Annotated in this window: 24 protein-coding genes and 1 pseudogene; 9 read left to right on the top strand and 16 right to left on the bottom strand. The window is 74.4% G+C overall.

The annotated features are described in order from the left end of the window. Positions 1-86: 86 nt before the first annotated feature. The gene (locus ACH4F6_RS03320) at positions 87-1,508 is read left to right on the top strand and encodes a lipase maturation factor family protein (protein WP_397958131.1); all 1,422 of its coding nucleotides are present in this window, start codon (positions 87-89) and stop codon (positions 1,506-1,508) included. On the opposite strand, the gene ACH4F6_RS03325 is transcribed toward ACH4F6_RS03320, so the two are convergent. Genes ACH4F6_RS03325 through ACH4F6_RS03340 form a run of 4 tightly spaced genes read right to left on the bottom strand, consistent with a single transcriptional unit; the run spans position 1,496 to position 5,455 of the window. Then, positions 1,496-2,350 carry an amidohydrolase family protein gene (locus tag ACH4F6_RS03325; RefSeq protein ID WP_397958132.1) on the bottom strand — a complete coding sequence of 285 codons (855 nt, stop codon included), beginning with the start codon at positions 2,348-2,350 and terminating at the stop codon, positions 1,496-1,498. The two genes, ACH4F6_RS03320 and ACH4F6_RS03325, sit on opposite strands and share 13 nt — an antisense overlap. Next, positions 2,347-3,333 (bottom strand): aldo/keto reductase, encoded by a 987-nt coding sequence (locus tag ACH4F6_RS03330; RefSeq protein ID WP_397958133.1) that lies wholly within the window; start codon positions 3,331-3,333, stop codon positions 2,347-2,349. Before ACH4F6_RS03330 ends, ACH4F6_RS03325 begins: the two co-directional genes overlap by 4 nt. Further along, a complete protein-coding gene (locus ACH4F6_RS03335) occupies positions 3,330-4,088 on the bottom strand; it encodes an SDR family NAD(P)-dependent oxidoreductase (RefSeq protein WP_397958134.1) in 759 nt (252 codons plus the stop codon). The genes ACH4F6_RS03330 and ACH4F6_RS03335 overlap by 4 nt, the downstream gene beginning before the upstream one ends. Next, a complete protein-coding gene (locus ACH4F6_RS03340) occupies positions 4,085-5,455 on the bottom strand; it encodes an L-fuconate dehydratase (RefSeq protein ID WP_397958135.1) in 1,371 nt (456 codons plus the stop codon). Before ACH4F6_RS03340 ends, ACH4F6_RS03335 begins: the two co-directional genes overlap by 4 nt. 172 nt (positions 5,456-5,627) lie before the next feature. Here ACH4F6_RS03340 and ACH4F6_RS03345 point away from each other — a divergent pair, with 172 nt between their 5' ends. Continuing rightward, entirely contained in the window at positions 5,628-6,353 is a 726-nt protein-coding gene (locus ACH4F6_RS03345; RefSeq protein WP_397958136.1) for a FadR/GntR family transcriptional regulator, read from the top strand. Positions 6,354-6,453: 100 nt separating this feature from the next. Continuing rightward, on the top strand, positions 6,454-7,797 hold the full coding sequence (locus tag ACH4F6_RS03350; RefSeq protein WP_397958137.1) for an amidase: 1,344 nt from the start codon (positions 6,454-6,456) through the stop codon (positions 7,795-7,797). A gap of 81 nt (positions 7,798-7,878) precedes the next feature. On the opposite strand, the gene ACH4F6_RS03355 is transcribed toward ACH4F6_RS03350, so the two are convergent. Continuing rightward, positions 7,879-8,052, bottom strand: a complete 174-nt coding sequence (locus ACH4F6_RS03355) for a hypothetical protein (RefSeq protein WP_106980896.1) — start codon at positions 8,050-8,052, stop codon at positions 7,879-7,881. 470 nt (positions 8,053-8,522) lie between these two features. Between ACH4F6_RS03355 and ACH4F6_RS03360 the strand changes: the two genes are divergently transcribed. Continuing rightward, positions 8,523-8,972, top strand: a complete 450-nt coding sequence (locus tag ACH4F6_RS03360; RefSeq protein ID WP_397958138.1) for a hypothetical protein — start codon at positions 8,523-8,525, stop codon at positions 8,970-8,972. 117 nt (positions 8,973-9,089) lie between these two features. Here ACH4F6_RS03360 and ACH4F6_RS03365 read toward each other — a convergent pair whose 3' ends face one another. The 5 genes from ACH4F6_RS03365 to ACH4F6_RS03385 all read right to left on the bottom strand — a co-directional run bounded on the left by ACH4F6_RS03365 (position 9,090) and on the right by ACH4F6_RS03385 (position 15,477). Further along, a complete protein-coding gene (locus ACH4F6_RS03365; RefSeq protein WP_397958139.1) occupies positions 9,090-10,595 on the bottom strand; it encodes an SDR family NAD(P)-dependent oxidoreductase in 1,506 nt (501 codons plus the stop codon). Between the two features lie 102 nt (positions 10,596-10,697). Continuing rightward, positions 10,698-12,020, bottom strand: a complete 1,323-nt coding sequence (locus ACH4F6_RS03370) for a wax ester/triacylglycerol synthase family O-acyltransferase (RefSeq protein WP_397958140.1) — start codon at positions 12,018-12,020, stop codon at positions 10,698-10,700. Positions 12,021-12,245: 225 nt separating this feature from the next. After that, positions 12,246-13,466 (bottom strand): glucose-1-phosphate adenylyltransferase, encoded by a 1,221-nt coding sequence (gene glgC, locus ACH4F6_RS03375; protein ID WP_397958141.1) that lies wholly within the window; start codon positions 13,464-13,466, stop codon positions 12,246-12,248. A gap of 50 nt (positions 13,467-13,516) precedes the next feature. Then, a complete protein-coding gene (glgA, locus tag ACH4F6_RS03380; RefSeq protein ID WP_397958142.1) occupies positions 13,517-14,689 on the bottom strand; it encodes a glycogen synthase in 1,173 nt (390 codons plus the stop codon). A 38-nt stretch (positions 14,690-14,727) separates the two neighbouring features. Next, entirely contained in the window at positions 14,728-15,477 is a 750-nt protein-coding gene (locus tag ACH4F6_RS03385; protein WP_397958143.1) for a (2Fe-2S)-binding protein, read from the bottom strand. A 227-nt stretch (positions 15,478-15,704) separates the two neighbouring features. On the opposite strand from ACH4F6_RS03385, the gene ACH4F6_RS03390 reads away from it, so the two are divergent. Then, complete coding sequence (locus tag ACH4F6_RS03390) at positions 15,705-16,928, top strand: DMT family transporter (protein ID WP_397958144.1); 1,224 nt, start codon at positions 15,705-15,707, stop codon at positions 16,926-16,928. On the opposite strand, the gene ACH4F6_RS03395 is transcribed toward ACH4F6_RS03390, so the two are convergent. Continuing rightward, entirely contained in the window at positions 16,918-18,096 is a 1,179-nt protein-coding gene (locus ACH4F6_RS03395) for a transglycosylase family protein (RefSeq protein ID WP_397958145.1), read from the bottom strand. The genes ACH4F6_RS03390 and ACH4F6_RS03395 overlap by 11 nt on opposite strands. A gap of 339 nt (positions 18,097-18,435) precedes the next feature. Between ACH4F6_RS03395 and gndA the strand changes: the two genes are divergently transcribed. Further along, positions 18,436-19,875, top strand: coding sequence for an NADP-dependent phosphogluconate dehydrogenase (gene gndA / locus ACH4F6_RS03400; RefSeq protein WP_397958146.1), 1,440 nt, complete (start codon positions 18,436-18,438; stop codon positions 19,873-19,875). Positions 19,876-20,619: 744 nt separating this feature from the next. On the opposite strand, the gene ACH4F6_RS03405 is transcribed toward gndA, so the two are convergent. The 3 genes from ACH4F6_RS03405 to ACH4F6_RS03415 form a co-directional block, all read right to left on the bottom strand. Further along, positions 20,620-20,967 (bottom strand): GNAT family N-acetyltransferase, encoded by a 348-nt coding sequence (locus ACH4F6_RS03405; protein ID WP_397958147.1) that lies wholly within the window; start codon positions 20,965-20,967, stop codon positions 20,620-20,622. Between the two features lie 78 nt (positions 20,968-21,045). Then, positions 21,046-21,465, bottom strand: a complete 420-nt coding sequence (panD, locus tag ACH4F6_RS03410) for an aspartate 1-decarboxylase (protein WP_397958148.1) — start codon at positions 21,463-21,465, stop codon at positions 21,046-21,048. A 234-nt stretch (positions 21,466-21,699) separates the two neighbouring features. Further along, entirely contained in the window at positions 21,700-21,972 is a 273-nt protein-coding gene (locus tag ACH4F6_RS03415; RefSeq protein ID WP_397958149.1) for a hypothetical protein, read from the bottom strand. Positions 21,973-22,441: 469 nt separating this feature from the next. Here ACH4F6_RS03415 and ACH4F6_RS03420 point away from each other — a divergent pair, with 469 nt between their 5' ends. From ACH4F6_RS03420 to ACH4F6_RS03430, 3 genes are all read left to right on the top strand, one after another. Beyond that, complete coding sequence (locus tag ACH4F6_RS03420) at positions 22,442-23,479, top strand: helix-turn-helix domain-containing protein (RefSeq protein ID WP_397958150.1); 1,038 nt, start codon at positions 22,442-22,444, stop codon at positions 23,477-23,479. 99 nt (positions 23,480-23,578) lie between these two features. Next, on the top strand, positions 23,579-24,448 hold the full coding sequence (locus ACH4F6_RS03425) for an oxidoreductase (protein WP_397958151.1): 870 nt from the start codon (positions 23,579-23,581) through the stop codon (positions 24,446-24,448). 83 nt (positions 24,449-24,531) lie between these two features. After that, the gene (locus tag ACH4F6_RS03430) at positions 24,532-24,666 is read left to right on the top strand and encodes a hypothetical protein (protein ID WP_397958221.1); all 135 of its coding nucleotides are present in this window, start codon (positions 24,532-24,534) and stop codon (positions 24,664-24,666) included. A gap of 181 nt (positions 24,667-24,847) precedes the next feature. On the opposite strand, the pseudogene ACH4F6_RS03435 reads toward ACH4F6_RS03430, so the two are convergent. Next, positions 24,848-25,135: pseudogene (locus ACH4F6_RS03435) on the bottom strand (transcriptional regulator); the annotation flags it as partial. Beyond that, a complete protein-coding gene (locus ACH4F6_RS03440) occupies positions 25,129-25,569 on the bottom strand; it encodes a helix-turn-helix domain-containing protein (RefSeq protein WP_397958152.1) in 441 nt (146 codons plus the stop codon). The gene ACH4F6_RS03440 and the pseudogene ACH4F6_RS03435, both read right to left, overlap by 7 nt. Positions 25,570-25,676: the final 107 nt, after the last annotated feature.

Genomic DNA, 25,676 nt, shown 5'->3' on the forward strand with positions numbered 1-25,676 from the left:
GGACTGCTCCGGCCGGCCGGGTTGTCCGGGCCGCAACGAGGAACACGCACCGTGACCGCGCCAGAATGGACTGAGGAGCGCACGCCGTGGACTGGTTCACCGCACCCGAGTACTGGACGAGCCGGCTGGTCTTCCAGCGGGCGCTGGCCGGTGTGTACCTGGTCTCGTTCCTGGCGGCGGCCCTGCAGTTCCGCGCGCTGATGGGTGAGCGGGGGATGCTGCCGGTGCCGCGTTTCACCGCGCGGGTGCCGTTCCGGCGGGCGCCGAGCCTGTTCCACTGGCACTACTCCGACCGCTTCTTCGCGGGCTGCGCCTGGACGGGCTGCGCGGTGTCGGCGGCGCTGCTGGCGGGGCTGGACGGCCTGCTGCCGCTGTGGGGGGCGATGCTGCTGTGGCTGGTGCCGTGGGCGCTGTACCTGTCGATCGTCAACGTGGGCCAGACCTGGTACGGCTTCGGCTGGGAGTCCCTGCTGCTGGAGACCGGCTTCCTCGCGGTGTTCCTCGGCAACGACGAGGTGGCCCCGCCGGTCGTCGTGCTGTTCCTGCTGCGCTGGATCCTGTTCCGGGTCGAGTTCGGCGCGGGTCTGATCAAGATGCGCGGAGACCCCTGCTGGCGGAACCTGACCTGCCTGGACCACCACCACGAGACGCAGCCGATGCCGGGCCCGCTGAGCTGGTTCTTCCATCACCTGCCGAAGCCGCTGCACCGGGTGGAGGTGGCCGCCAACCACGTCACCCAGCTGGTGGTGCCGTTCCTGCTGTTCGCCCCGCAGCCCGTCGCGACGGCCGCCGCCTCCCTGATGATCCTGACCCAGCTGTGGCTGGTGCTGTCGGGCAACTTCGCCTGGCTGAACTGGATCACCATCGTGCTGGCGGTGCCCGCGCTCGCCCTGCCCGCCGGCCCGCCGTCCGTGCCGGACGCGCCGCTGTGGTACGTGGTGGTGGTCCTCGCGGTGGCCGCGTTCCTGCTGTTCCTCAGCCACCGGCCGGTGCTCAACATGCTCTCCCGCGGCCAGGTCATGAACCGCTCCTTCGACCCGCTGCACCTGGTCAACACCTACGGCGCGTTCGGCAGCGTGAGCCGGGTCCGCCACGAGGTGGTGGTCGAGGGCACCCTCGACGAGGTGGCCCGGGAGGACTCCGACTGGCGTGAGTACGAGTTCCGGGGCAAACCGGGCGACCCGCGCCGCTGGCCGCGCCAGTTCGCCCCCTACCACCTGCGGCTGGACTGGATGATGTGGTTCGCCGCCCTCTCCCCCGCGTACGCCGGCGCCTGGTTCGGCGCCCTGGTCGAACGGCTCCTGGAGGAGGACCGCGCCACCCTGAGGCTGCTGCGCCGTTCCCCCTTCCCGCCCGGCCGGCCGCCGCGCTACGTGCGCGCCCGCCTCTTCCGCTACCGGTACACGACCTGGCGGGAGCTGCGGGAGACGGGCGCGTGCTGGGAGCGGACGTACGTGCGCGAGTACCTGCCGCCGACGCGGCTGACGACCGTCGTTCAGAGGTCGTAGACGCGGGTGGCGGTGCCGTCGAGGAGCTGGTCGCGCTCGTCCCGGCTCAGTCCGCCCGCCAGGCCGGCCGTGAGGGAGCGGACCTGGGCGTACGACGCCGCCAGGGTGCAGACCGGCCAGTCCGAGCCGAACATCAGCCGGCCGGGGCCGAACGCGCGCAGCACGGTGTCCCAGTACGGGCGCAGCGGCGCGAGGAGCCGGGTGCCCCCTCCCCACAGCGTCCGGTCCGTCTCGGTCACCAGGCCCGACACCTTGCCCACCGTGTTGGGCAGCCCGGCCAGCGCCTCGACGTCCGAGGCCCAGGGTTCCAGCGCGCCGGAGGCGACCGGCGGCTTGCCCAGGTGGTCCAGGACGAAGGTGAGGCCGGGCAGCCCGGCCGCGGCCCGCACGCAGGCCGGCAGCTGGTGCGGGAGGACGACGAGGTCGTAGACCAGGCCGGCGTCGGCGACGGCGGACAGTCCCCGGCGGACGTCGGCGCGCAGCAGCCAGTCGGGGTCGGGTTCGCCCTGGACCTGGTGGCGGACGCCCTTCAGGTACCGGCCGCCGGGGAGTGCGCGCAGCCGGGCCAGTTCGTCGGCGACGTCCGGGCGGGTGAGGTCGGTCCAGCCGACGACGCCCGCGACCAGGTCGTGGGAGGCTGCGAGGGCGAGGAGCTCGGGCGTCTCCTCGGCGACGGTGACCGTCTGCACCAGGACCGTGCGGTCGACGCCGGCGGCGCGGGCCTCGGGCAGGAGGTCGGCCAGGGTGAAGTCCCGGCGCAGCGGCCGCAGTTCCGGGCCGGTCAGCCAGTCCTGGTCGCGGACCGAGAGGTCCCACACGTGGTGGTGCGCGTCCACGGTCACGGCAGTTCCCCGGCCGGGACGGGCGCCTCGGGCGGCAGGAGGCCGCTCTCCCGCAGTTCCCGCCAGAAGGCGGCGGGGACGGGGGCCGCGAACTGCTCGGCGCAGTCCTCGGCCTCGGCCGCCGAGCGGGCCCCGGCCAGGACGCTGGCGACCGCCGGATGGGCGGCGCAGAAGGCCAGGGCGGCGGCGCGCAGGGTGGTGCCGTGCCGTGCGGCGACGGCCGCGAGCCGCAGGGCGCGCTCGACCAGCTCCGCGGGCGCCCGGGCGTAGTCGTACGTCGCCGTCGGCCCCGGGTCCGCCAGCAGGCCGGAGTTGAAGGCGCCCCCGATCACCACCGAGACCCCGCGTTCCCCGGCGGCCGGGAGGAGGTCGGTGAGCGCCCCCTGGTCGAGGAGCGTGTAGCGGCCGGCGCACAGCACCACGTCGACGTCGGTGTCGCGGACGAAGCGGGTGAGCATCGCCGTCTGGTTCATGCCGGCGCCGATCGCGCCCACCACGCCCTCCGAGCGGAGCTGCTCCAGGGCGGGGTAGCCCTCCCGGAAGGCCTCCTCGGCGTGGTCGTCGGGATCGTGGAGGTAGACGACGTCGACGCGGTCCAGGCCGAGGCGTTCCAGGCTGGCCTCCAGGGTGCGGCGGACGCCGTCGGCGGTGAAGTCCCAGACGCGGCGGTGGGTGGCGGGGACGGCGAAGCCGTGGGCGAGGTCGTCGCCGGCGCCGTCGGCCGGCTCGAGGCGGCGGCCCACCTTGGTCGACACCGTGTACGCGGCGCGCGGGTGCGCGCGCAGGGCCGCGCCGAGGCGCCGTTCGGACAGGCCGAGGCCGTAGTGCGGCGCGGTGTCGAAGTAGCGGACGCCCCGGCGCCAGGCGGCGGACACGGCGGCGTGCGCCTGTTCGTCGTCGACCTCGGTGTACAGGCCGGCGATGCCGGCGGCGCCGAGACCGAGGGCGGTGACCTCGACGCCGCTGCGGCCGAGCCGGTTCACCGGTCCGCCGCCGGACGCGGCCGCAGCCCCTGCATGCCGCCGTCGACGGCGAGGGAGGTGCCGGTGGTGGCGCCGGACAGGGGGCTCGCCAGGTAGGCGACGGCGCCCGCGACCTCGGCGGCGGTGACCAGCCGGCCGGTGGGCTGGCGGGCCTGGAGGGCGGCGCGTTCGGCGGCGGGGTCGTCGGCGGCGTCGAGGAGGCGGCCGATCCATGGGGTGTCGGCGGTGCCCGGGTTGACGCAGTTGACGCGGATGCCCTCACGGACGTGGTCGGCGGCCATGGCGAGGGTGAGGGAGTGCACGGCGCCCTTGGTGGCGCTGTAGAGCGCGCGCTGCGGCAGGCCCGCGGTGGCGGCGACGGAGCAGGTGTTGACGATCGCCGCGTGCGGGGAGCGGCGCAGGTGCGGGAGGGCGGCGCGGGTGGTGCGGACCATGCCGACGACGTTGACGTCCCAGACGCGGTGCCACTCGGCGTCGTCGTTGTCCTCGACGGTGCCCTGCGCGCCGATGCCCGCGTTGTTGACGAGCACGTCCAGGCCGCCGAGGCCGGCCACGGCCGCCGCCACGGCCGCGCGGACGGACGCGTCGTCGCTGACGTCGGCGCGGTGGGCGAGCAGGGGCGCGCGGACGCCCGACGGGTCCAGGTCGAGGACGGCCACCCGGGCGCCGCGCTCGGCCAGCAGCTCGGCGGTGGCCCGGCCGATGCCGGAGGCGCCGCCCGTCACCAGGGCCCTCAGTCCCTCGAAGTCGCTCACGCGGTCCGTTCCTTCCGGTTCGTCTGCGGGTCCGTCTGCGGGTTCGTCGCGGGGTCGGCGGCCCAGAAGGCGCCGCCGGGGTAGGTGTACCGCGCGATCGACTCGGGCCGCATCGCGGCCGAGAAGCCCGGCGCGGTGGGCGCCGTGTAGTGGCCGTCGCGGATCACCACCGGGTCGAGGAAGTGGTCGTGCAGATGGCCGACGTACTCGATGACGCGGTCCTCGGTGGTGCCGGAGAGGGCGACGTAGTCGAACATCGCCAGGTGCTGGACGAGTTCGCACAGGCCGACCCCGCCCGCGTGCGGGCACACCGGGACGCCGAACTTGGCCGCCAGCAGCAGGACGGCGAGGTTCTCGTTGACCCCGCCGACGCGGGCCGCGTCGAGCTGGAGGACGTCGAGTGCGCCGGCCTGGAGGAGCTGTTTGAAGACGACGCGGTTCTGGACGTGCTCGCCGGTGGCCACCTTGACGGGGGCGACCGCCTCGCGGACGGCCGCGTGGCCGAGGATGTCGTCGGGGCTGGTGGGTTCCTCGATCCAGTAGGGGTCGAACTCCGCGAGGGCGCGGGTCCAGCGGATCGCCTCCCCGACGTCCCAGCGCTGGTTGGCGTCGATCGCCATCCGGACGTCCGGGCCGACCGCCGCACGGGCGGTCCGGCAGCGGCGCACGTCGTCGTCGAGGTCCGCGCCGACCTTGAGCTTGATCTGCCGGAAGCCGTCGGCGACGGCCCCGGCCGCGAGGCGGGTCAGCTTCTCGTCGTCGTAGCCGAGCCAGCCGGGGGAGGTGGTGTAGGCGGGGTAGCCCCGGGACAGCAGGTCCTCGGCGCGCCGCGCCGCGCCCTCCTTGCCGCGGCGCAGCAGGGCGAGGGCCTCGTCGGGGGTGAGGGCGTCGGTGAGGTAGCGGAAGTCGATCTGGCGGACCAGCCATGCGGGGTCGGCGTCGGCGAGCAGCCGCCACAGGGGCTTGCCGGCGCGTTTGGCGGCGAGGTCCCAGGCGGCGTTGACGACCGCGCCGATCGCCATGTGCATCACCCCCTTCTCGGGCCCCAGCCAGCGCAGTTGGCTGTCCCCGACGAGGTCGCGGCTCAGGGTGCCGGGGTCGGCGCAGAGCTCGTCGACGGAGCGGCCGACGACGTGCTCGCGCAGCGCCCCGATCGCGGCGACCTGCACCTCGTTGCCCCGGCCGATGGTGAAGGTGAACCCGTGGCCCTCGTGGCCGTCGGGCGCGTCGGTGCGCAGGACGACGTAGGCCGCCGAGTAGTCGGGGTCCGGGTTCATCGCGTCGGAGCCGTCGAGCTCGCGCGAGGTGGGGAAGCGGATGTCATGGGTGTCGACCGCGATGACGCGGGCGGGGGACGGGGGCGCCATGCCGCTTATTTATCAGACCACTTCCGGCCCAGGACACCCCTCGGACGCCGGATCGCCGTGATGCGACCGAAGTGGTCCGACCACCGGGGTGGCTAGACTGCGGCGCACCGGTGACGCGGACACCCCGGTCGCACCTGGTCGCGGGCGGCGCACCGGTGACGGGAGAGGTGACGTGGGGAAGGCCGACGAGATCCCGCCGGGCGGGCCCGCCGCCCCGAGGGGCACGGTGACGCAGCGCGCCATCGAGCGGATCAAGGCGATGATCGCCGAGGGCCGGCTGGAGCCGGGCCAGCGGCTGCCGGCCGAGCGTGATCTCGCGGCGCTGCTGGGCATCTCCCGCAGTTCGATGCGCGAGGCGATCCGGGCGCTCACCGTGCTGGGCGTCCTGGAGGCCCGGCACGGTTCCGGCATCTACGTGACGCGGCTCGAGGCCGGTGACCTCCTGGAGACGTTCGGGGTGGTGGCCGACCTCTCCCGCGGGTCGCGCCTGAGGGAGCTCCTGGAGGTGCGGCGGATCCTGGAGTCGACGGCGGCGGCGCTGGCCGCCGCCCGCATCACCCCGGAGGAACTCACGGTCGTCGAGGGCCACTTGGCGGCGATGAACGCCACCGACGACCCGGAGGAGATCCTCGCCCACGACCTGGCCTTCCACCGGCAGATCGCCGCGGCCGCCGGGAACGGGACGATGGCGGCGATCCTGGAGGGCCTGTCCTCGCGGACCTTCCGGGCCCGCGTCCGGCGCGGCCACCGCGAGGAGGGCGCCTTCGAGCGCACCCGCCGCGAGCACGCCGCGATCCACCGCGCCCTGGCCGCCCGGGATCCGGAGGCGGCCAGGGCGGCGGCGGCCGCGCACGTGGGCGCGGTGGAGGAGTGGCTGGGCGCGCGGCCCGGCGCGTGAACGTGCCCCGGTCCGTCCCGCCCCTCGACGCGGAGCGCTCCGCGAGGGCACAGTTCTCCCTGCGTACTCACCAGGAGGACCACTGCAGCGAGGAGCCCCCGTGACCGAGTGGGTCGGCCGGACCGCCGTCGAGATCGCCGCCGCCGTACGCGAGAAGCGGGTCTCCCCCCGGGAGGTGGTGGCCGGGCACCTCGCGCGGATCGAGCGGCTGGACGGCCGGGTGGGGGCGTTCCGTGCGGTGCGGGCCCGGGCGGCGCTCGCCGAGGCGGACGAGGTGGGGGCCCGCGCGGACCTGGCCGGGCTGCCCCTGGCCGGCGTGCCGGTGGCCGTCAAGGACAACCTCGCCGTGCGGGGCGAGTGCACCCGGATCGGCTCGGCCGCGACCCCGGACACGCCCGCGGGGGCCGACCACGTCACGGTGGCCCGGCTGCGGGCGGCCGGCGCCGTGGTCGTGGGACTGACCAACGTGCCGGAGCTGTGCGTCTTCGGGACCACCGAGGGCGTGCACGGCACCGCCCGCAACCCGTGGGACACCTCGCGCACGGCGGGCGGCTCGTCCGGCGGCAGCGCCGCCGCGGTCGCCGCCGGGCTGGTGCCGATCGCCCTCGGCAACGACGGCATGGGCTCCCTGCGCATACCGGCGGCCACCTGCGGCCTGGTCACCCTCAAGCCGGGGTCCGGGGTGGTGCCCGCGGGGATCGGCGAGGGCGACTGGTTCGGCATGTCCGAGAACGGTCCCCTGGCGACGACGGTCCAGGACGCCCGCCTGATGCTGTCGGTCCTGGCCGGCACCGAGGTCGTACGGCCCGAGGAGCCCGCCGTCCACCGGATCGCCGTCTCCGTGCGCAGCCCGCTGGCCGGGGTGACGGTGAGCGAGCCGTACGTCGGCGCGGCGCGCGAGGCCGCCGGGGCGCTGGCGCGGGCCGGGCACCGGGTGCGGCGGGCCGATCCGCCGTATCCGCTGTCGATCGGCGTCACCTCGCTCGCGCACTGGACGGCGGGCACGGCCGTGGACGCCCGGGGCCTGGACGCGCGGCTGCTGGCCCGGCGCACCCGGGTGCACGCCGCCCTCGGCCGGCGCTTCCTGCCGTCGGTCCGCACGGGCACCGCGCGCGACGCGCTGCGCCGCCGGCTGGAGCCGTTCTTCGCGGAGCACGACGTGCTCCTCACGCCGGCGCTCGCGCGGCGCTCGCCGACATCGGCGCCGTGGCACGAGCGGGGCTGGCTGCGCAACGTCCTGGCGAACACCGCCTGCTCGCCGCTGACACCGCCGTGGAACCTGACCGGCTGGCCGGCGGCGGTGGTCCCGGTCGGGACGCTGCCGTCGGGCGCGCCCACCGCCGTCCAGTTGGTGGGGCCGCCCGGATCGGAGGCGCAACTGCTGCGGCTGGCGGAGCAGTTGGAGGAGCTGCGGCCGTGGCGGCGGACGGCGCCGCTGACCTGAGACCGCGGGGTAGGGCTTCACACGGGCGTGTCACACGCACGCCCGTGCGGCAGGCGATCGCGCCGGGTCACGCCCGGGGTGTCAGTCCACGCTGGGCAGGATGTGGGGCTCGGCGAGGTCGTCCTCGTAGCCGGCCAGACGGATGGGGGCCGAGCGGGCCCACACGTCGAGACTGCCGAGTTCCCCGGGCCTTCGGCCCGCGCGCTCCGTGCGTTCCTTGGGGCGCTGTTCGCGATTCGTCTTCTCCGGTGTCACCGCGCACTCCTTATGTGTCGGTCACCCTCGGGCGTGCCGGCCGGTCTGCGGTCCCGTCGCTCGACGCGTCCTCGGGTCTGTCTGCGAAAGCTGTTCGGACGCGGTGGCGCCGGTAACTCCGAGGAGAGCAGGCCGTGGTGAACCGGCTTTCCCATGACGGACCGTGGGTGTGGGTGGCACTCCGTACTGCTGTCCGTCCGCTACAGATTAACCAAATGAGCAAGGGGTCGCTCGATAGGGCTCGAAAATTTGGGGTAACAATGGCACTTCGCGTACATGTCCCCGCACGTGAAGTGAACCCTTCCGCCGGTGCGCGCGCCCGGCGGACTTCACCCGGACGGCCTACGGCCGGACACGGCGGCGCCCGCCGCCGCCCCGTCGCCGCGCAGTTCAGGTGCCGTTGGTCCGGTCGCAAGGTCGCCATGGTCTGCTGAGGGACCACTACGGCTGTCTCGCGGGAGGACTGACGCATGGAGCTGCGCAGCGTCGAGGAGCTGATGGACCTGCTGTACGCGGGGCGGGGCGTGTGGGACGTCCCGGAGCAGTGCGCGCACGGGGTCGACCTGCACGAGCACGCGCTGCAGACCGCCGCCCTGCTGCGCCGGAGCCGCCCCGCCGACAAGGAACTGCAGGTCACGGGCCTCGTCCATCCCATAGGCCGGCTGCTGCGGCCCGCCGACGTCGCGGGCCGGGCGCGGTGCGCCGCCGACGCCGTACGGCCGCTGCTCGGTGAGCGGGTGGCGCGGCTGCTGCGCCGGCACCCCTGGCACGGGCCGACGGCCGACGACGACCTGCTCGGTCTGCGCCAGGCCGACGCGGACGGACGGGTCGCCGGGGTCGACGCGGGGGTGCTGGAGGACTGGCGGACGGTGCTGGAGCTGGTGTCGGCGCGCAACGCGCGCCTCGGCGCCGTCGACTGAGCCGCCGGTGGGCGGCGGGCCGTCGGCGGGACCCTCCCGGCATCCGCCGCGACGGCGCCGGCGGCCTGCGGGGACCCCCGGCCGCCCGGCGGACGCGGGCCGACGCCCGCCCGGCGCCTACCACTTGCCGGGTGCGTAGTCCTTGAGGAAGACGCCGTACAGGTCCTCGCCGGCCTCGCCGCGCACGATCGGGTCGTACACGCGGGCCGCGCCGTCGACCAGGTCGAGCGGGGCGTGGAAGCCGGCCTCGGCGAGGCGCAGCTTGTCGAAGTGCGGGCGCTCGTCGGTGATCCAGCCGGTGTCGACGGAGGTCATGAGGATGCCGTCGGTCTGGAACATCTCCTGGGCGCTGGTCCGGGTGACCATGTTCATCGCGGCCTTGGCGGCGTTCGTGTTCGGGTGGCCCGCGCCCTTGTAGCCGCGGCCGAAGACGCCCTCCATCGCGGAGACGTTCACGACGTGGGCGCGTCCGCTCGCCGCCCTCCTCGCCGCCTCGGCCATGGCCGGGCGGAGCTTGCTGATCAGGATGAACGGCGCCGTGTAGTTGCACAGCTGGGTCTCGAGCAGTTCCACCGGGGAGATCTGCTCGATGGTCTGCACCCAGGTGTTGGTGTCGACGACGTCCGGGACCAGGCCGCCCGCGTCGATGGCGGTGCCGTCGAGGTGCCGGGCCACGCTGGCGTTGCCCGCGACCAGGGCGAGGTCGGCGACCTTCTGCGCGTCCAGGCCGCCGGTGCCCACGGGGAGCGCGGCCAGCCCGTCGACGGCGCCGGAGTTGAAGGCGCCGATGACGTGGTGGGCGGGCAGCTCGCCGGCGGGCAGCGGGGCGCTCTCGCCGTCGACGAGGGCGGCGTAGGCGGAGGGCAGCCGGCGCACGGTCTGCGTCGCGTTGTTGATGAGGATGTCGAGCGGGCCCGCCTCGGCGACCTGCTCGGCGAGGGCCACGGCCTGCGCCGGGTCGCGCAGGTCGATGCCGACGACCTCCAGGCGGTGCAGCCAGTCGGCCGAGTCGTCCATGGCCTTGAAGCGGCGTATGGCGTCCTTCGGGAAGCGCGTGGTGATCGTGGTGTGCGCCCCGTCGCGCAGCAGCCTGAGCGCTATGTACATGCCGATCTTGGCGCGGCCGCCGGTGAGCAGCGCGCGCTTGCCGCCGAGGTCGGCGCGGACGTCGCGCTTGGCGCGGTTCAGGGCCGCGCAGTCCGGACAGAGCTGGTGGTAGAAGTAGTCGACCTCCACGTACCGGGTCTTGCAGGTGTAGCAGGACCGGGGGCGCTGGAGGATGCCCGCGATCTTGCCCGCCTCGGTGACCGACGACGGCAGGATGCCCTCCGTCTCGTCGTCGATGCGCTGGGCCGAGCCGGTCGCGGTGGCCTCGGTGACCGCCTTGTCGTGCGCGGTCTTGGCGGCCCGGCGCTCCTGGCGGCGGCGCTGCTTGACCGTGCGGTAGACGCCGGCGGTGGCGCGGCGCACGGCGATCGCGTCCGGGTGGTCGACCTCCAGCCTGTCGAGCTCCTCGAGCACGCTGAGGCAGACGGCCAGCCGCTCGGGGTCGATGCCCGGTCCGTACACGATCTCGTCCACGGTCTCGCCCGTGATCGCCGAGCCGTCCTCTGTCACCGTCATCGCGCTGCCGTTTCCCTGCTCACCGTGCGGCGCTCCGACCGCGCCCGCTTTCGAACGCGGAAGTCTACGGAGCGCCGGGGCACACCTCCAAACGCGCGGGGGTCAAGGGCCGCAGGCCGTGATGAGCGTCTCCACCTCCTCGGACAGCGCCCGCGCGAACCGGTCGAGGTCGGGGACCGCCTCGGCGTCGGCGACCAGCCCGTAGTGGACGCGGCCGCGGTACGTGGAGACCGCGACCGCCAGCGACTGGCCGCGGGCGAGCGGGGCGTACGGGTACACCTCCGTGACCGGGTTCCCGCCGAGCTTCAGGCCGAGGCCGGGCAGCGGCACGCTGGTGACCAGGATGTCGAACCAGAGCCGGGCCGCCTGGCCGACCAGCGGTCCGCCGAGGCGGTGGCCGAGGGCCGGGACGTGGTCGGCGAGCAGCGCGACGGCGCCGGCGCCCCGGCCGGGCCCGGCGTCCTTGTTGCGGTCCATGGCGGCCCGGACCGCGGCGAGGCGGCCGAGCGGGTCCGGGTCGTCGACGGGAAGCCGCATCAGGTAGCCGGAGAGCCGGTTGCCCTGCGGGTGGGCGGTGCGCGGGCGGCGCTGGGAGACGGGGATGAGCGCGCGCGGCGCGACGCCCTCGCTGCCGTCGCCGCGCTCGTCGAGCCAGCGGCGCAGGGCGCCGGCCACCACCGCGATCAGGACGTCGTTGACGGTGCCGCCGACGACCTTGCGGACGCGGTGCACGTCGTCGAGGTCGATCATCACGCCGGCGGTGCGCCGGGTGCCGGTGGGGCCGGCGGTGAGCGCGGCGGTCGACTGCCGGGCCAGGGTGTGGACGGCGACGGAGGCGCCGATGTCGAGGGCGCGGCCCACGTCGGACAGCGCACCGCGCAGCAGGCCGGGCAGCCGGCGCACGTCGGGCAGGGAGGGACGGGCCGGCTCGGCCGGCCGGGGCCGGGGCGCGGGCAGGTCCATGGGGTCCAGGACGGCCGCGGCGAGCGCGAGCGCGCGCAGGCCGTCGGCGAGGGCGTGGTGGAACTTGAACAGCACGGCGAACCGGTCGGCCTCCGGCCCCGGCAGGACGTGCGCCTCCCACGGCGGCCGGCCGCGCCGCAGCGGCCGTTCCATGAGCCGGCCGGCCTCGGCCTGGAAGTCGGCGGCGGGCACGTGCAGCCGTACGTGGTTCAGGGGGTCGAAGCGGGGGTCGGGCTCGCGTACGGCGCCGCCGAAGGCGGGTGGCTGCCACACGTCCCGGATCCGCATGCGCAGGCCGGGGACGGCGGCCGCACGGGCGGCGAGCAGGTCGGCAGCGTGCGCGGCGGCACTGGGCGACTGCGCCGAGAAGACACCGAGCGCGCCGAGGTGCATCGGGTGCTCGGGGGACTCGATGTTCCAGAACGCCAGGTCGAGAGGGGCCAGCAGATCATCAGCAGTCACGGGCTTGCCTCGCGTCGTCGACGGGGTGAGGCAGCAGTCAATCGCCTCCGGGCGATTACGGTCAAGCACGGTCGGGCTACGTACAGTTAACTGTCGATCAAGCGTGTCGAACGCACCATCGAGTCGGGCAAGCGGTATCGATCACGACTCGCCCGTCCCGGGTCGTCGTGACCCGCCGTCCCGGATCGACGCGACTCGGCCGTCCCGGGTCGCCGGACGGCCCGGTCACGTCACCTGCCGGCCCTTGCCGAGGGCGATCACCCCGTTCTTGGACACCGTGTACAGGTCCGCGTCGCGCTCCGGGTTCACCCCGATGGTGGCACCGGGCGGGACCTCGACGTTCTTGTCCAGGACCGCCCCGCGCACCACCGCGCCCCGGCCGATGTGGACGTTGTCGTGCAGGATCGAGCCCTGCACCACCGCGCCCGGGTCGACCCGCACGCCCGGCGACAGCACGGACCGGGTGACCTGCCCGCGGATCAGGCACCCCGCGCTGACGATCGACTCGCTGGCCATGCCGCCGGCGCCCAGTCGCGCCGGGGAGAGCTGGTTGGAGTGCGTGTAGATCGGCCAGCTGCGGTTGTACAGGTTGAAGGCCGGGCGCTCGGCGATCAGGTCCATGTGGGCGTCGTAGTACGCGTCCAGCGTGCCGACGTCCCGCCAGTAGCCCTGGTCGCGGGTGGTCTCGCCGGGCACGTGGTTGTCGCCGAAGTCGTACAGCGCGGCCTCGCCGCGCCGGGTGAGCTGGGGCAGGATCGAGCCGCCCATGTCGTGCACGGACTCCTCGTCCTCGGCGTCGCGCTCGAGCGCCTCGATGAGGGCCTTGGTGGTGAAGAGGTAGTTGCCCATCGAGGCGAACACGCACTCCGGGTCGTCCGCGAGGCCCGGCGGGTCGGCGGGCTTCTCCAGGAAGCGCTCGACGGTCCGCCCGTCCGAGCCCGGCGTGATCACGCCGAAGGACGACGACTCGGTGCGCGGCACCCGGATGCCGGCCACCGTCACGCCCGCCCCGCTGTCGATGTGCTGGGCGAGCATCTGGCGCGGGTCCATGCGGTAGACGTGGTCGGCGCCGAACACGGCGACGTACTCGGGCCGCTCGTCGTAGACCAGGTTCAGCGACTGGAGGATGGCGTCGGCGCTGCCGAGGTACCAGCGCGGGCCGAGCCGCTGCTGGGCCGGGACCGGGGTGACGTAGTTGCCGAGCAGGCTGGACATCCGCCAGGTGGTGGTGATGTGCCGGTCCAGCGAGTGCGACTTGTACTGCGTCAGGACGCAGATGCGCAGGATGTCGGCGTTGACCAGGTTGGACAGGACGAAGTCGACGAGGCGGTAGGTGCCGCCGAAGGTGACCGCGGGTTTCGCGCGGTCCGCCGTGAGGGGCATCAGGCGTTTGCCCTCCCCGCCCGCCAGCACGATCCCGAGCACCGAAGGTCCCCCACCACGCACGGCCGCTCCCCTCACCCTGGTTGACCCAACACTGCCCCGCGCGGGGCGTCCTACGCCTGTTTGAGGATCTCCTCGTACAGCCGGACCGTGCGCCGGGCCACCGCGTCCCAGCCGAACTCGCCGACCGCGCGGGCCCGTCCGGCCTCGCCCATGCGGCGGGCGGCCTCCGGGTCCCCGAGGACGGAGTCCAGCGCCCGCGCGAGGCCCGCCTCGAACTCCTCGCCCTCTTCGCCCGGCGGGACCAGCAGACCGGTCGTCCCGTCCTCGACGACCTCGGGGATGCCGCCGACCCGGGAGGCCACGACGGGCGTGCCGCAGGCCATCGCCTCCAGGTTGACGATGCCGAGGGGTTCGTACACCGACGGGCAGACGAACACGGCCGCGTGCGTCAGGAGTTGGATCACCTCGGCACGCGGCAGCATGCGCGGGATCCAGTGCACGCCGTCCCGGACGCGGCTCACCTGCTCGAACAGCTCGCGGAACTCCCGGTCGATCTCCGGGGTGTCGGGCGCGCCGGCGCACAGCACGACCTGCGCCGCGGGGTCGATGTCCCGCACGGCGCGCAGCAGATGGGGGACGCCCTTCTGGCGGGTGATCCGGCCGACGAACAGCACGTACGGGCGGGACGGGTCGAGGCCGGTCCGGGCGAGGGCGTCGGTGCCGTGGTCGGGCCGGTACAGGGCGGTGTCGATGCCGTTGTGCACGACGTGCACCCGGTCCGGGTCCAGCGCCGGATAGCAGGCGAGGACGTCCTCGCGCATCGCGCCGGAGACCGCGATCACCGCGTCGGCGGCCTCGACGGCGGTCCGCTCGGCCCAGCCGGACAGCGCGTACCCGCCGCCGAGCTGCTCGGCCTTCCAGGGGCGCAGCGGCTCCAGCGAGTGGGCGGTCAGCACGTGCGGGACGCCGTACAGCTCCTTGGCGAGGTGGCCGGCGAGGTTGGCGTACCAGGTGTGGGAGTGGACCAGTTCCCGGCCCTCCAGGGCGGCGGCCATGGCGAGGTCGACGGAGAAGGTGCGCAGCGCGTCGTTGGCGCCGTCCAGGGCGGACCAGGGGCGGTGGCGCAGGACGCCGGCCGCCCTCTCCGCCGAGGAGACCTCGCCCCAGCAGTGCACCTCCAGGTCGACGAGCCCCCGCAACTCGCGGGCGAGGAACTCGACGTGGACGCCCGCGCCGCCGTACACGTCCGGGGGATACTCCCGGCTCAGCAGTCCCACTCGCACCCGGAATCCCCCATTCGCCGTGGCCGGTTCCCTCATGGTCACCCAGACGGGGCGCGTGGGGAAGAGCGCGGGGGCCGTACGAAGCAGCAGTCGCCGCAGACGCCCCCGCCCGGCACCCGGTAGTACAGGCAGCAGCTGCGGCGGCGGAAGGCGGTGCCGGCGAACGTGCCGGCGCCGGCCAGCAGGGGGTGGGTGAACAGTTCCGCGGTGAGGGCGTGCGAGCGGGCGCGGACGTCCGCACGGCCGTGTTCCCGCGCCCACCGGTCCAGCTGCCGGGCCGCGCCGGCCAGCGCCGACGCGGCGTTGCCGCGCAGCAGGCCCGGGGCGAGCGGACGGCGGCCGCGCAGGGCGCCGGCCAGGGGTTCGAGGTGACCGTGGAGCACGGCCTCGGCCAGGGCCGCCGCGTCCCCGGGCCGGGCCCGGACCTCCGTCAGCCACAGGTCGTCCGGGGCGCTGCCGTCCGGGTCCCAGCGCAGCAGCCGCGGGTCCAGGTCGGGCAGCGCGCCGTACAGGGCGGCGCAGCCGAGCGCCACCGACCACAGGCGGGCGGCCAGGCCCTGGTGGGCGACGGAGGCGGCGATCCGCGCCTCGGGGGCGCGCAGGGCGCCGGCGACCTTGCGGATCCGGGACCCCAGGGGATCCCCGTGAACGCTCGAGGGCTCGTGCGCGTATGTCCGGGCGAGGGTCGGCAGCGCGACGGGCGGCTCTCCCGCCGCGGGTGACGCGGTGCGCAGGGCGAAGAAGCCACCGAGCGGGCGGAGGGCGGCGAGATCGGGGTCGAGGTCCACGAAGGGCAGTAGTACCAGGGCCGGCGGGAGGCGGGACCGCCGGTGTCCGTCGGGCGGCACCCCCCTTGGGGAGGAGTCCGGGCGCGTCGTACTCCATCGGCAGTAGGACGCATTGAGTGCTCAGGGACGACGACGGGAACAGTTCGGCACGGCATCGTGTTATGCATGAGAGCCGACCGTTCGCCGCGCCGGGCCCCCGGCCCCCGCCTCCCGCAGAGGAGCAGCCGATGAGCGCCCTCGCGTTGTCCGTGCTCCTGTCGCTCGTCTCCGCCGTCGCCTACGCGGGCGGGGCGATCGTGCAGGAGCAGGTCGCGGTGTCCTCCGGCGAGCAGTACGCGCCGCTGCGCCGGCCCGGCTGGTGGGCGGCGGTCGCGCTGAACGGTCTCGGCGGCCTGCTGCACGTGGTGGCGCTCGCGTACGGTCCCCTCAGCCTCGTCCAGCCGCTGGGCGCCCTGACCATCGTGGTGGCGCTGCCGATGGCCGCGCTGTTCGTCGGCCGCAGGGCCGGGGCGACGGCCTGGCGCGGCGCCGTCATGGCGACCGTCGGCCTGGCCGGTCTGCTGTCGCTGGTCGGCGCGGCCGAGGCGCAGTCGCTCAGCACCCCGCAGCGGGTGGCGGCGGCGCTCGTCACCGGCGGCGCGGTGGTGGCCCTGATGATCGCCGGGCGGGCCGCGCACCGGCACCCGGCGGTGCGCAGCATGCTGCTGGCGACCGCGTCCGGCGTGGCCTTCGGCATGTCGTCGGTGTTCACCAAGACCGTCGCGGTCGACTGGACCGGCGGCGTCTCGGCCGCCGGCCTGCCCTCGCTCGCCGTGATCGGCGTGCTCGCCACGGCGGGCATGCTGCTGTCGCAGGCTTCCTACCGGGGCGGCGGCCTGACGGCCCCGCTGGCGACGTTGACCGTGGTGAACCCGGTGGTGGCGGCCGCGGTCGGCATCACGATGTTCGGCGAGACCTTCCGCTACGGCAGCACGGGCACCGCGCTCGCGCTGAGCTGTGGTGTGGTGGCGGCCGGTGGCCTGATCCTGCTGACCACCGAGCGGCTGACGGGCTCGCAGCCGGAGCCGGCGTCCGTGCCGGAGCCGGCGTCCGCCCCGGACACGGCGTTCGCGCCCGGCACGGCGTTCGCGCCGAAGACGGTGTTCGTCGCCGAACCGTCCGGCGCGTTCCCGCGGCAGCGGGTCGCGGCGCGGCGGGAGGACGCCGGGGAGGCCGTCCGGGCGGGCGCCCGGGAGGACCACCTCCACGACGACGTCCGGGACGCCCTGCGCGAACGCGTCATGGACATCCTCGTGGCGGCCCGGTCCCCGCAGCGGCCGGAGCCGGTGGCGGCCGCGTCGCCCGCGTCCGCCGCCGTCGGCCCCCTGCTCCCGTACGGGCCGTTCCACGACGGCCCGTACGTCACGGTGGCGCCCGTCGCGGACCGGCGCCACGAGTGGGTCAGATCCTGACGCCGCCGGCTCTCAGATAGGCCACCGGATCGACATCCGAACCGAAACCGGGCCCCGTCCGCACCTCGAAGTGCAGATGCGGGCCCGTGCTGTTGCCCGTGGAGCCGGACCGGCCGATACGCTGCCCGGCGCCCACCGACTGCCCGTCCTTCACGGAGATGGCCGAGAGGTGCGCGTACTGCGAGTAGCGGCCGTCGGCGTGCCGGATGACCACCTGGTAGCCGAAGGAGCCGCCCCAGCCCGCGGTCACCACCCGGCCCGCCGCGACGGCCTGCACGGACGTGCCGGTGGGCACGGGGAAGTCGACGCCGGTGTGGTAGCCCTTCGACCAGGAGGAGCCCGTCGCGTGGTAGGGCGTGCCCGTGCCGGCGGCGACGGGCGCGACGAGCGAGCGGCCGTTCGACGACTTCCTGCCGGTGGACTTCTCGTCGTCGGCCTTCTCGTCCTTGTCCGAGGAGGTCTTCTCCGTGCGGGAGCCGGAGGCGCCGCCCGGGGCCGTCGTCGCGCCGGCCTGCCCGCGCAGTCTCAGCCGCTGGCCGGGCACGATCAGGTCGGGGTCCGCGCCGACGGTGGCCCGGTTGGCGGCGTACAGCCGCTGCCAGCCGCCGCGGACGTCCTGCTCGTCGGCGATGCCGGAGAGGGTGTCGCCGCGCACCACCGTGTACATCTCGGCGGTGCCCGCGCGTGACTGCGGCGTGGTCTGCGGCTGCACGTCCTTCAGCGAGCTCTTGGCCTGCTTGGCGGACGTGCCGCTCGACGTGCCGCTCGGGTGGATGTCGGGGGTGTCGCCGCCCCGGGTGAGTCCGGCGCGCACCGAGCAGGCCGGCCAGGCGCCGGGCCCCTGGCCCTCCAGCACCTTCTCCGCGACGGCGATCTGCTGGTCCTTGGTGGCGAGGTCGGCGCGCGGCGCGTACCGCGTGCCGCCGAACGCCTCCCAGGTGGACTGGGTGAACTGCAGGCCGCCGTAGTAGCCGTTCCCGGTGTTGATGTCCCAGTCGTTGCTCGACTCGCACGCGGCGACCTTGTCCCAGGTGTCCACGTCGGCCGCCTGGGCGGCGCCGGTGCCGATGAGCGGGAGGGCCATGCCGGCGCCGCCCGCCGTGACGGTGAGCGAGGCCCGGTTGATCCTGTTCGGCTGATACCGGCGGTGCCGGCCGCGTACGGCCATGGAGATCCCCCTCGACATGCGTCAGGAGGGGCAAAAGTAAGGGCCGCCGACCGGCCGGGACAAGACGACAATCGGCCGCCCTGTCTCAACTCGACCGGGAGGCGACGCCTGTTGCGCGGCGCCGGGAGGGGGGAGGCTTCGCGGGGCGGGCAGCCGCGGTGCACCGGGGCGCGGGCCGGGCGTACCGGGGCGCGGACGCCGCGGGCCGGGACACGGACGCCGCGGGCCGGGCCCACCGGCGCGCCAGGGCGGTCCGCGGGGCCGACGGGGTGAGACTGGCGGGAACGACCGGCACCATCGAGTACAGGACCAGCACAGGACCCCTGAGGAGCCAACGGTATGAGCACGTCAGCCCAGATCGGCGTCACGGGACTCGCGGTCATGGGCCGCAACCTCGCCCGCAATTTCGCGCGCAACGGCTACACGGTCGCGGTGCACAACCGGACGGCGGCGCGGACGCACGCCCTGCTGGAGGAGTTCGGGCAGGAGGGCGACTTCGTCGCGGCCGAGACCGCCAAGGAGTTCGTGGCGGCGCTGGAGCGCCCCCGCCGACTGGTGATCATGGTGAAGGCCGGGGAGCCGACGGACGCGGTGATCCAGGAGTTCGCCCCGCTCCTGGAACCCGGCGACATGATCATCGACGGCGGCAACGCGCACTTCGCCGACACCCGGCGCCGGGAGCGCGAACTGCGCGAGCAGGGCATCCACTTCGTCGGCACGGGCATCTCCGGCGGCGAGGAGGGCGCGCTGCACGGGCCGAGCATCATGCCGGGCGGTTCCACGGAGTCGTACGAGTCGCTCGGCCCCATGCTGGAGAAGATCTCCGCGAAGGCGGCGGACGGGGCGCCGTGCGTGACGCACGTCGGCCCCGACGGCGCCGGGCACTTCGTGAAGATGGTCCACAACGGCATCGAGTACGCGGACATGCAGCTGATCGGCGAGGCCTACCAGTTGCTGCGGGACGTCGGCGGGTACTCCCCCGCCGAGATCGCGGACGTCTTCCGCACCTGGAACACCGGCCGGCTGGACTCGTACCTGATCGAGATCACGGCGGAGGTGCTGTCGCACGTGGACGCGGCCACGGGCGAGCCGTTCGTGGACGTCGTGGTGGACCAGGCGGAGCAGAAGGGCACCGGCCGCTGGACCGTGCAGATCGCGCTGGACCTGGGCGTTCCGGTGTCGGGCATCGCGGAGGCCGTCTTCGCGCGCTCGCTGTCGGGCCACGCGGGGCTGCGGGAGGCGTCGCGGCAGCTGGCGGGGCCGCGGCCGGCCGCGCTGGACCGGGCGGAGGCACAGGCGTTCGCGGACCGGGTCGAACAGGCGCTGTACGCCTCCAAGATCGTGTCGTACACGCAGGGCTTCCACGAGATCGCCGCGGGCAGCGAGGAGTACGGCTGGGACATCGACCTCGGCGCCGTCTCCGCCATCTGGCGCGGCGGCTGCATCATCCGGGCCGCCTTCCTCGACCGGATCCGCGCCGCGTACGACGCGCGGCCGGACCTGCCGAGCCTGCTGTCCGACGAGACGTTCGCCTCCGAGATCGCCGCCGCGCAGGACGCGTGGCGCGAGGTGCTGGTGTCCGCGACGCTCCAGGGCGTGCCCACGCCGGGCTTCGCGGCGGCGCTCGCGTACTACGACGCCCTGCGCGCCGAGCGGCTGCCCGCGGCGCTCACGCAGGGCCAGCGGGACTTCTTCGGCGCGCACACGTACCGGAGGGTGGACCGGGACGGCGCGTTCCACACGCTGTGGGGCGGGGACCGGTCGGAGGTGGAGGCGTGACGCCTGCCGGACGGGGCGGGTGGCGCGGCTCCTGCCGGGCGGGGTCGGCGTCGTGGCGCCCGCCGGGCGGGCCGGCGTCGTAGCGCCCGCTGGGCGGAGTCGGCGTCATGGTGCCCGGCCCGCCCGGCCGGCGTCGCGGCACTGCGCGGCGGGTGTCGTGGCACCGCCGGGCGGGTGGGGCTTCGCAGCACCCCGCCCGGCGACGCGGACGCGGGGATCGTGGCGCCCGCCGGGTGAGGGGGCGCGCGCATCACGCCCGCCGGGCGAGGCGGGCGCACGGTCCGCGGCGCCGCGCCCGCCGTCGTGGGTCAGGTGAGCGGAGGGCCCGGCTCGGGGTTCGGGACGGGCTCCGGTCCCGGTGGGACCGGCGACGGGGAGGGGTCCGGGGGCGGTGGAGCGGGAGGCGGTACGGGATCCGGGCCGGGCGGCGGTTCGGGGGGCGGCGGAGCCGGGGGCGGCGCGGGGTCCGGGCCGGGCGGCGGTTCGGGGGGCGGCACCGGGGTGGGGTACGGCTCCGGTCCCGGCGTCGGCGGCGGCTGGACGGGGTCGGGATAGGGGTTCGTCATCGTGTCCTCCGGCCAGTGGTCGAGCGTGGCTCTGGACTACTCCCCCGCGTACCCGGCGGCGGCGCGGACAGTCACCCGGTGGTGGCAGCCGGTGCGCCCGCCCGGGCCCCTCCGGTCGCGGAGCGACCGCCCCGTGCCCGGCCGGGCACGGGGCGGAACGCTCGTGGTCCCGCCGGGATCAGAACCGGCCGGGGTGGGCGCGCAGCCAGTCCTTGGCGGCGGCGAGCAGCCCGGGATCGGCGGCCGGCGCCTCCTCGGGGTGCCGCTCGGCCCACTTCACGACGTACGGGCACAGCGGCGCGACGGGGGTCTCCTCGCGCGCGGCGACGGCGTACAGCTCACGGGCGAGGGAGCCCGCGATGCCCCGGCCCTCGTGGGCCGGTTCGACGACGGTGTGCACCGGCACCAGGGCGCGCCCGGGCGACTCCAGCACGAAGTACTCGATGCGGCCGACGACTTCGCCGTCCTCGCCGAGGGCTTCGAGGCGGCCGGCCGCCCGGTCGTCGCGGATCCGGATGTCGCTCATGGGCATGCTCCTGGTGTGACGGGTGCGGTGAGTGCGGTCGGCACGCGGTGGCCGCCGCGGGCGCCCCGGCCGGGACGGTCAGGCGGACACGGCCTGCGGGCTGCGCTCCTGGTCCGAGCCCGGCACCGGCTCCGACGGGTCGGCGCCCAGGGCCACGACGCGGTTGTCGCCGTCCACGTGCACCACCCGCGGCACCAGGGACCGGGCCTCGGCGTCGGTGACCTGAGCGTAACTGATGATGATCACCAGGTCTCCGGGGTGCACGAGGTGCGCGGCGGCTCCGTTGATCCCGACGACCCCCGATCCGCGCTCGCCCTCGATGACGTACGTCTCCAGTCGCGCGCCGTTGGTGATGTCGACGATGTGCACGAGCTCACCGGGCAGCAGGTCGGCCGCGTCCAGCAGGTCGGCGTCGATGGTCACCGATCCCACGTAGTGCAGGTCGGCCTGGGTGACGGTGGCGCGGTGGATCTTGGACTTGAACATGGTACGAAGCACGAGGAAACTCCCGATTTGTCTGCTCCCTGCCTGCTTTGCGCAGGTCAAGGGCGGCCTTCACTGTACACCGGCACGCCTCGGAGTCGATGGTCGTGAGGAACATCGCTTCTCATCGGGGACAGGGCTCCCTGCCGGGACTTCCGCGCCGACCAGGCAGTGGTGGCGCCACCGACCAGGTACCTGGTCGGACAACCCTTCAGGATGTTCGGGAACCTATGCTGACCACATGCCGACTTACCTGACGACGTGCCAGGTACGCGCTTCGTCGAGCATGGAGCCCCTCTCCGTGTCGACCTTGAAGGAGTTCAACGCGCCCGGCGGCCCAGCGAGGACGTCCTCGTCGCGCACTGCTGTCGCGAGGTCCTCCACGGAGCCGTACCGCGCGAGCTGTTCGGCGTTGCCGTGAAGGAACGCGGCGGACTCGCGGACGGTGTTCCCGCCCTGCGTCCGGACGTGACGGATCTCCGCTGTGAGCTTCTTGACGCTCGGCAGCCGCTCGTGGGGCATCAGTCCTTGCCAGGTGGTATGCGTCGAGCCGATCGGCTGAGCGAGCACGCCCTGTCGCGGCGGAGACGGGACCGGGGCCGGCTGTGCGCGGCCCGTCCCCGGATCGGCTCCCGGAAGGCGGGAGGTTCCCTGTGCGAAGCGCCATGGACCTTCGCGCCCGGCCGGTGCACGGCAGTGGGGCTGTTGCCCGCAGAGCAGCTGCGCCGTCAGGTGACATCGCTGTGCCGGTCGTCTGTCCTGCTGAGGTGGCGGTGTCCGACCCGTTCCTGCGCCAGGCGCCGGCCCTGCCCGAGGAGACTGGCCGCCTTGGGGCGCAGAGGCTCGGGGAGGAGCGCCTGGTGCACACGTGGGTATGGACGCCACACCGGTGGGAGGACCTCCTCGTCCGGCACGGCCTCATCCTGGAGTCCGTCATGGCGATCGACACCCCCATGACGCGAGCCCATCGGGGAGGACGGAGAGCGCAGCAGTGATCGGTACCGTATTCCGCAGCGAGGACGTACCCGTCGGCGAGCGGTTCGACCGTTGGAGGGAGTTGATCGACCAGAGCCGGGCCAACGATGCCAGCAGTCCCCATGCCGCCGACTTCCGGGCCGAGTTGCGGGTGATGGAACTGGGGCCGGTGACAGTGTGGCGGACGGCGTTCTCGCCCGCGACGTTTCGGCGAACCCGGCGGCGGATCCGGCGGAACGACGCCGAGCTCTACCATCTGTCCCTGCTGACCGACGGCAGACTGACGCTGCTCCATGAGCGCGGGGGGACGGCCACGATAGGCGCCGGTGGCGTTCTCGTGGACGCCAGTCGGCAGGCGTGCACATCGCATGCGTACGCCTCCGCAGCCTCGGCCGCCACGGCAGAGGGTCGGCCTGGTGTGGTGGCCGGTGTGGGCGTGGACCTTCCCAAGGATCTGCTGCCGCTGCCGCCGCGGCAGGTGGAACGGCTGCTCGGGCACGGGCTGTCGGCGCGGACCGGCCCGGGGGCGCTCCTGGCCGACTTCCTCACCGGAATGGACCGGCAGGCCGAAGCTCTGCGGCCGGTCGACGGGCCCCGTCTGGGCACCGTAACGCTGGACCTCGTCTCGGCCTTCTTCGCCCACGCCCTGGACACCGAGGCTGTCCTGCCTGCGGAAACCCGGTACGAGGTCCTCGGCCGGCGCATCCGGGCCTTCATCGAGCAGCACCTGCCCGACCCGGAGCTGACCCCGGGCACGGTCGCCGCCGCGCACCACATCTCCCTCAGCCACCTGCACCGCGTCTTCGGCGAACAGGCCCCGGGCGAGACGGTCGCCGCCTGGATCCGCACCCAGCGGCTGGAGAGGATCCGCGCCGACCTCGCGGACCCCGCGCTGCGCGACCTGCCCATCCACGCGCTCGCCACCCGGTGGGGCATGCCCCGTGCCTCCCACTTCACCCGGGCCTTCCGCGCCGCGTACGGGCTCTCCCCGCGCGACTACCGCGGGACGGCCTGCCGGAGCGAGCAGGCGAGGAGGGGGCCCGACACGAAGTGAGAAGACGGTGTGGACGGAACGGCAACACGGCCCGACGAAGATCGGGCAGTGTCGCGGTGCGCCGTTTCGAGGGCAGGGCGCGAAAGTGGAGGAGGGGGATTGAACACGCAGGATCCGACGTCGGCCACGGCCGCGTCCACGAGGGTGTGGCTCGTCACCGGGGCCACCTCCGGGTTCGGCCGCAGCATCGCCGAGGCCGCGCTCGCCGCCGGTGACACGGTCGTCGCGGCGGCCCGCCGACCGGCGGTCCTGGAGGACCTCGCCACGACGTACCCCGACCGGCTGATCCAGGTGGCTCTGGACGTCACGGACGCCACCGGCATCGACGCGACCGTCGCCGACGTGGTCGCGCGATTCGGCCGGATCGACGTCCTGGTGAACAACGCGGGGCGCGGACTGGTGGGCGCCGTGGAGGAGACCAGCGACCAGGAGCTCCGGGACCTGATGGAGCTGCACTTCTTCGGCCCCGCCCGCCTCACCCGCGCCGTCCTGCCGTACATGCGCGGCCAGAAGTCCGGTGCCGTGGTCCAGATGAGCAGCATGGGAGGGCGGCTGTCCTTCCCCGGTGTCGGCGCCTACTCGGCGACCAAGTTCGCCCTGGAAGGGCTGACGGAGGCGCTCGCCGCCGAGGTCGCCCCGTTCGGCATCAAGGCGCTCATCGTCGAGCCCGGCTCGTTCCGCACCTCGTTCGCCGACGGCGGCACGCTGCAGCAGACGGCCGAGATGCCGGAGTACGCCGAGACCGTCGGTGCCGTCCGCAGGGGCCTGACGGACAGCGACGGCAAGCAGGCAGGCGACCCGGCGAAGGCGGCCGCCGCCGTCCTGAAGGCGCTCGGCAGCGAGCACACCCCGCTCCGGCTCGCCCTGGGCAACGACGCGTTCGACGCGATCACTGCCCACACGGAGGCAGCCCGAGAAGAGGCCCGGGCCTGGGAGTCGGTCAGCCGCAGCACCGACTTCGACGTCTGAGGACCCCGGCCGTACACAGCGGTCGAACGCACCGGCCGTCGGCATTCTCGAAGGCACCGTCCGCACGCCGGTCCCTCCCGGAGATGGAGAAGACACCGATGAAGAAGATCCTCGTCGCCTCGGCCCTCGCCCTGAGCGTCCTCGGCATCACCGTGGCGACCGCGACCGCCGATACGCAGGCGCAGCAGTCGGTCCTCGCGGACCCCGCCTGCTGCTGACCGTCCGGTCGCCTGCTGAAGGCACCCGCACCCACGACGGAGCCCTTCGCCCGAAGCGAGGGGCTCCACGCGCAACGCGTGCCAGGCCACGACGACCGGGACACCAGGCGGTCGCCGCCCGCGTCAACTCCGCGGAGCGCGGATCGGCCGGGAAGAACGTCTCGATGGCGATCTCGTCGAGCGTCACGTCCCCCGGCGAGCCGAACACCGTCGTCGTGTGGAGCAGTACGAGTTCGCCGTACTCGCTCGCCAGCCGCAGTGGAACCACCAGCCCGTCCTCCGGACCGGCCACGGCCGCCCCGGCCACCGGGGCGGGACAGCTCTCCAACTCGGCGAGGAGCTCGGCGAGTCCGTCGGCCGCCGTCCGTTCCCACCGGCGCCGGACCCGGCGCAGCACATGGGCCCGCCACTGCGCGAGGTTCCGGATGCGCCCCGCCAGCCCGTCGGGTCTCAGCGTCACCTTCAGCACGTTGAACGGCTGCCCCCTCCCCTTACGCCCTCTTCCAGGCCGTCGCCCACGCCGCTCAGGAACAGCCGCGCGGCACGGTTCGCGGCCACCAACTCCCAGTGCACGTTCACCGCGAGTGCCGGATGGGGCTCGTGCCCCGTCAGGACGGCCTCCACCGCCTCGCGCGCCGCGCCCAGATCGGCCAGGGGACGCTCGGCGTGCACCGGTGCGTAACCCCCGGCGAGGTAGGGCGCGTTGCGTTCCCGCAGCGGCACCTCCAGCTCGTCGCACAGCCGCCGGATCATGTCCCGGCTCGGATGCGCGCGTCCCGTCTCGACGCAGCTCAGGTGCCGGGCGGACAGCTCCGCGGCGAGCGACACGTCGAGCTGGGAACGACGGCGCCGCTCACGCCAGCGCCGCAGCAGCGCTCCGACGGGTTCGGTGGTGGTCGTCATGCCCCTCAGGCTCTCCTCCCTCCCGCGCGACGGCAATGACCTCGGAGGTCATCGACGCGCCGCACGGGCACCCCGCACGGTGACGAACCGGGAGCACGACACGCTCC

Origin of the sequence: Streptomyces sp. NPDC017936, assembly GCF_044328485.1 — a bacterium.
Lineage (GTDB): Bacteria > Actinomycetota > Actinomycetes > Streptomycetales > Streptomycetaceae > Streptomyces.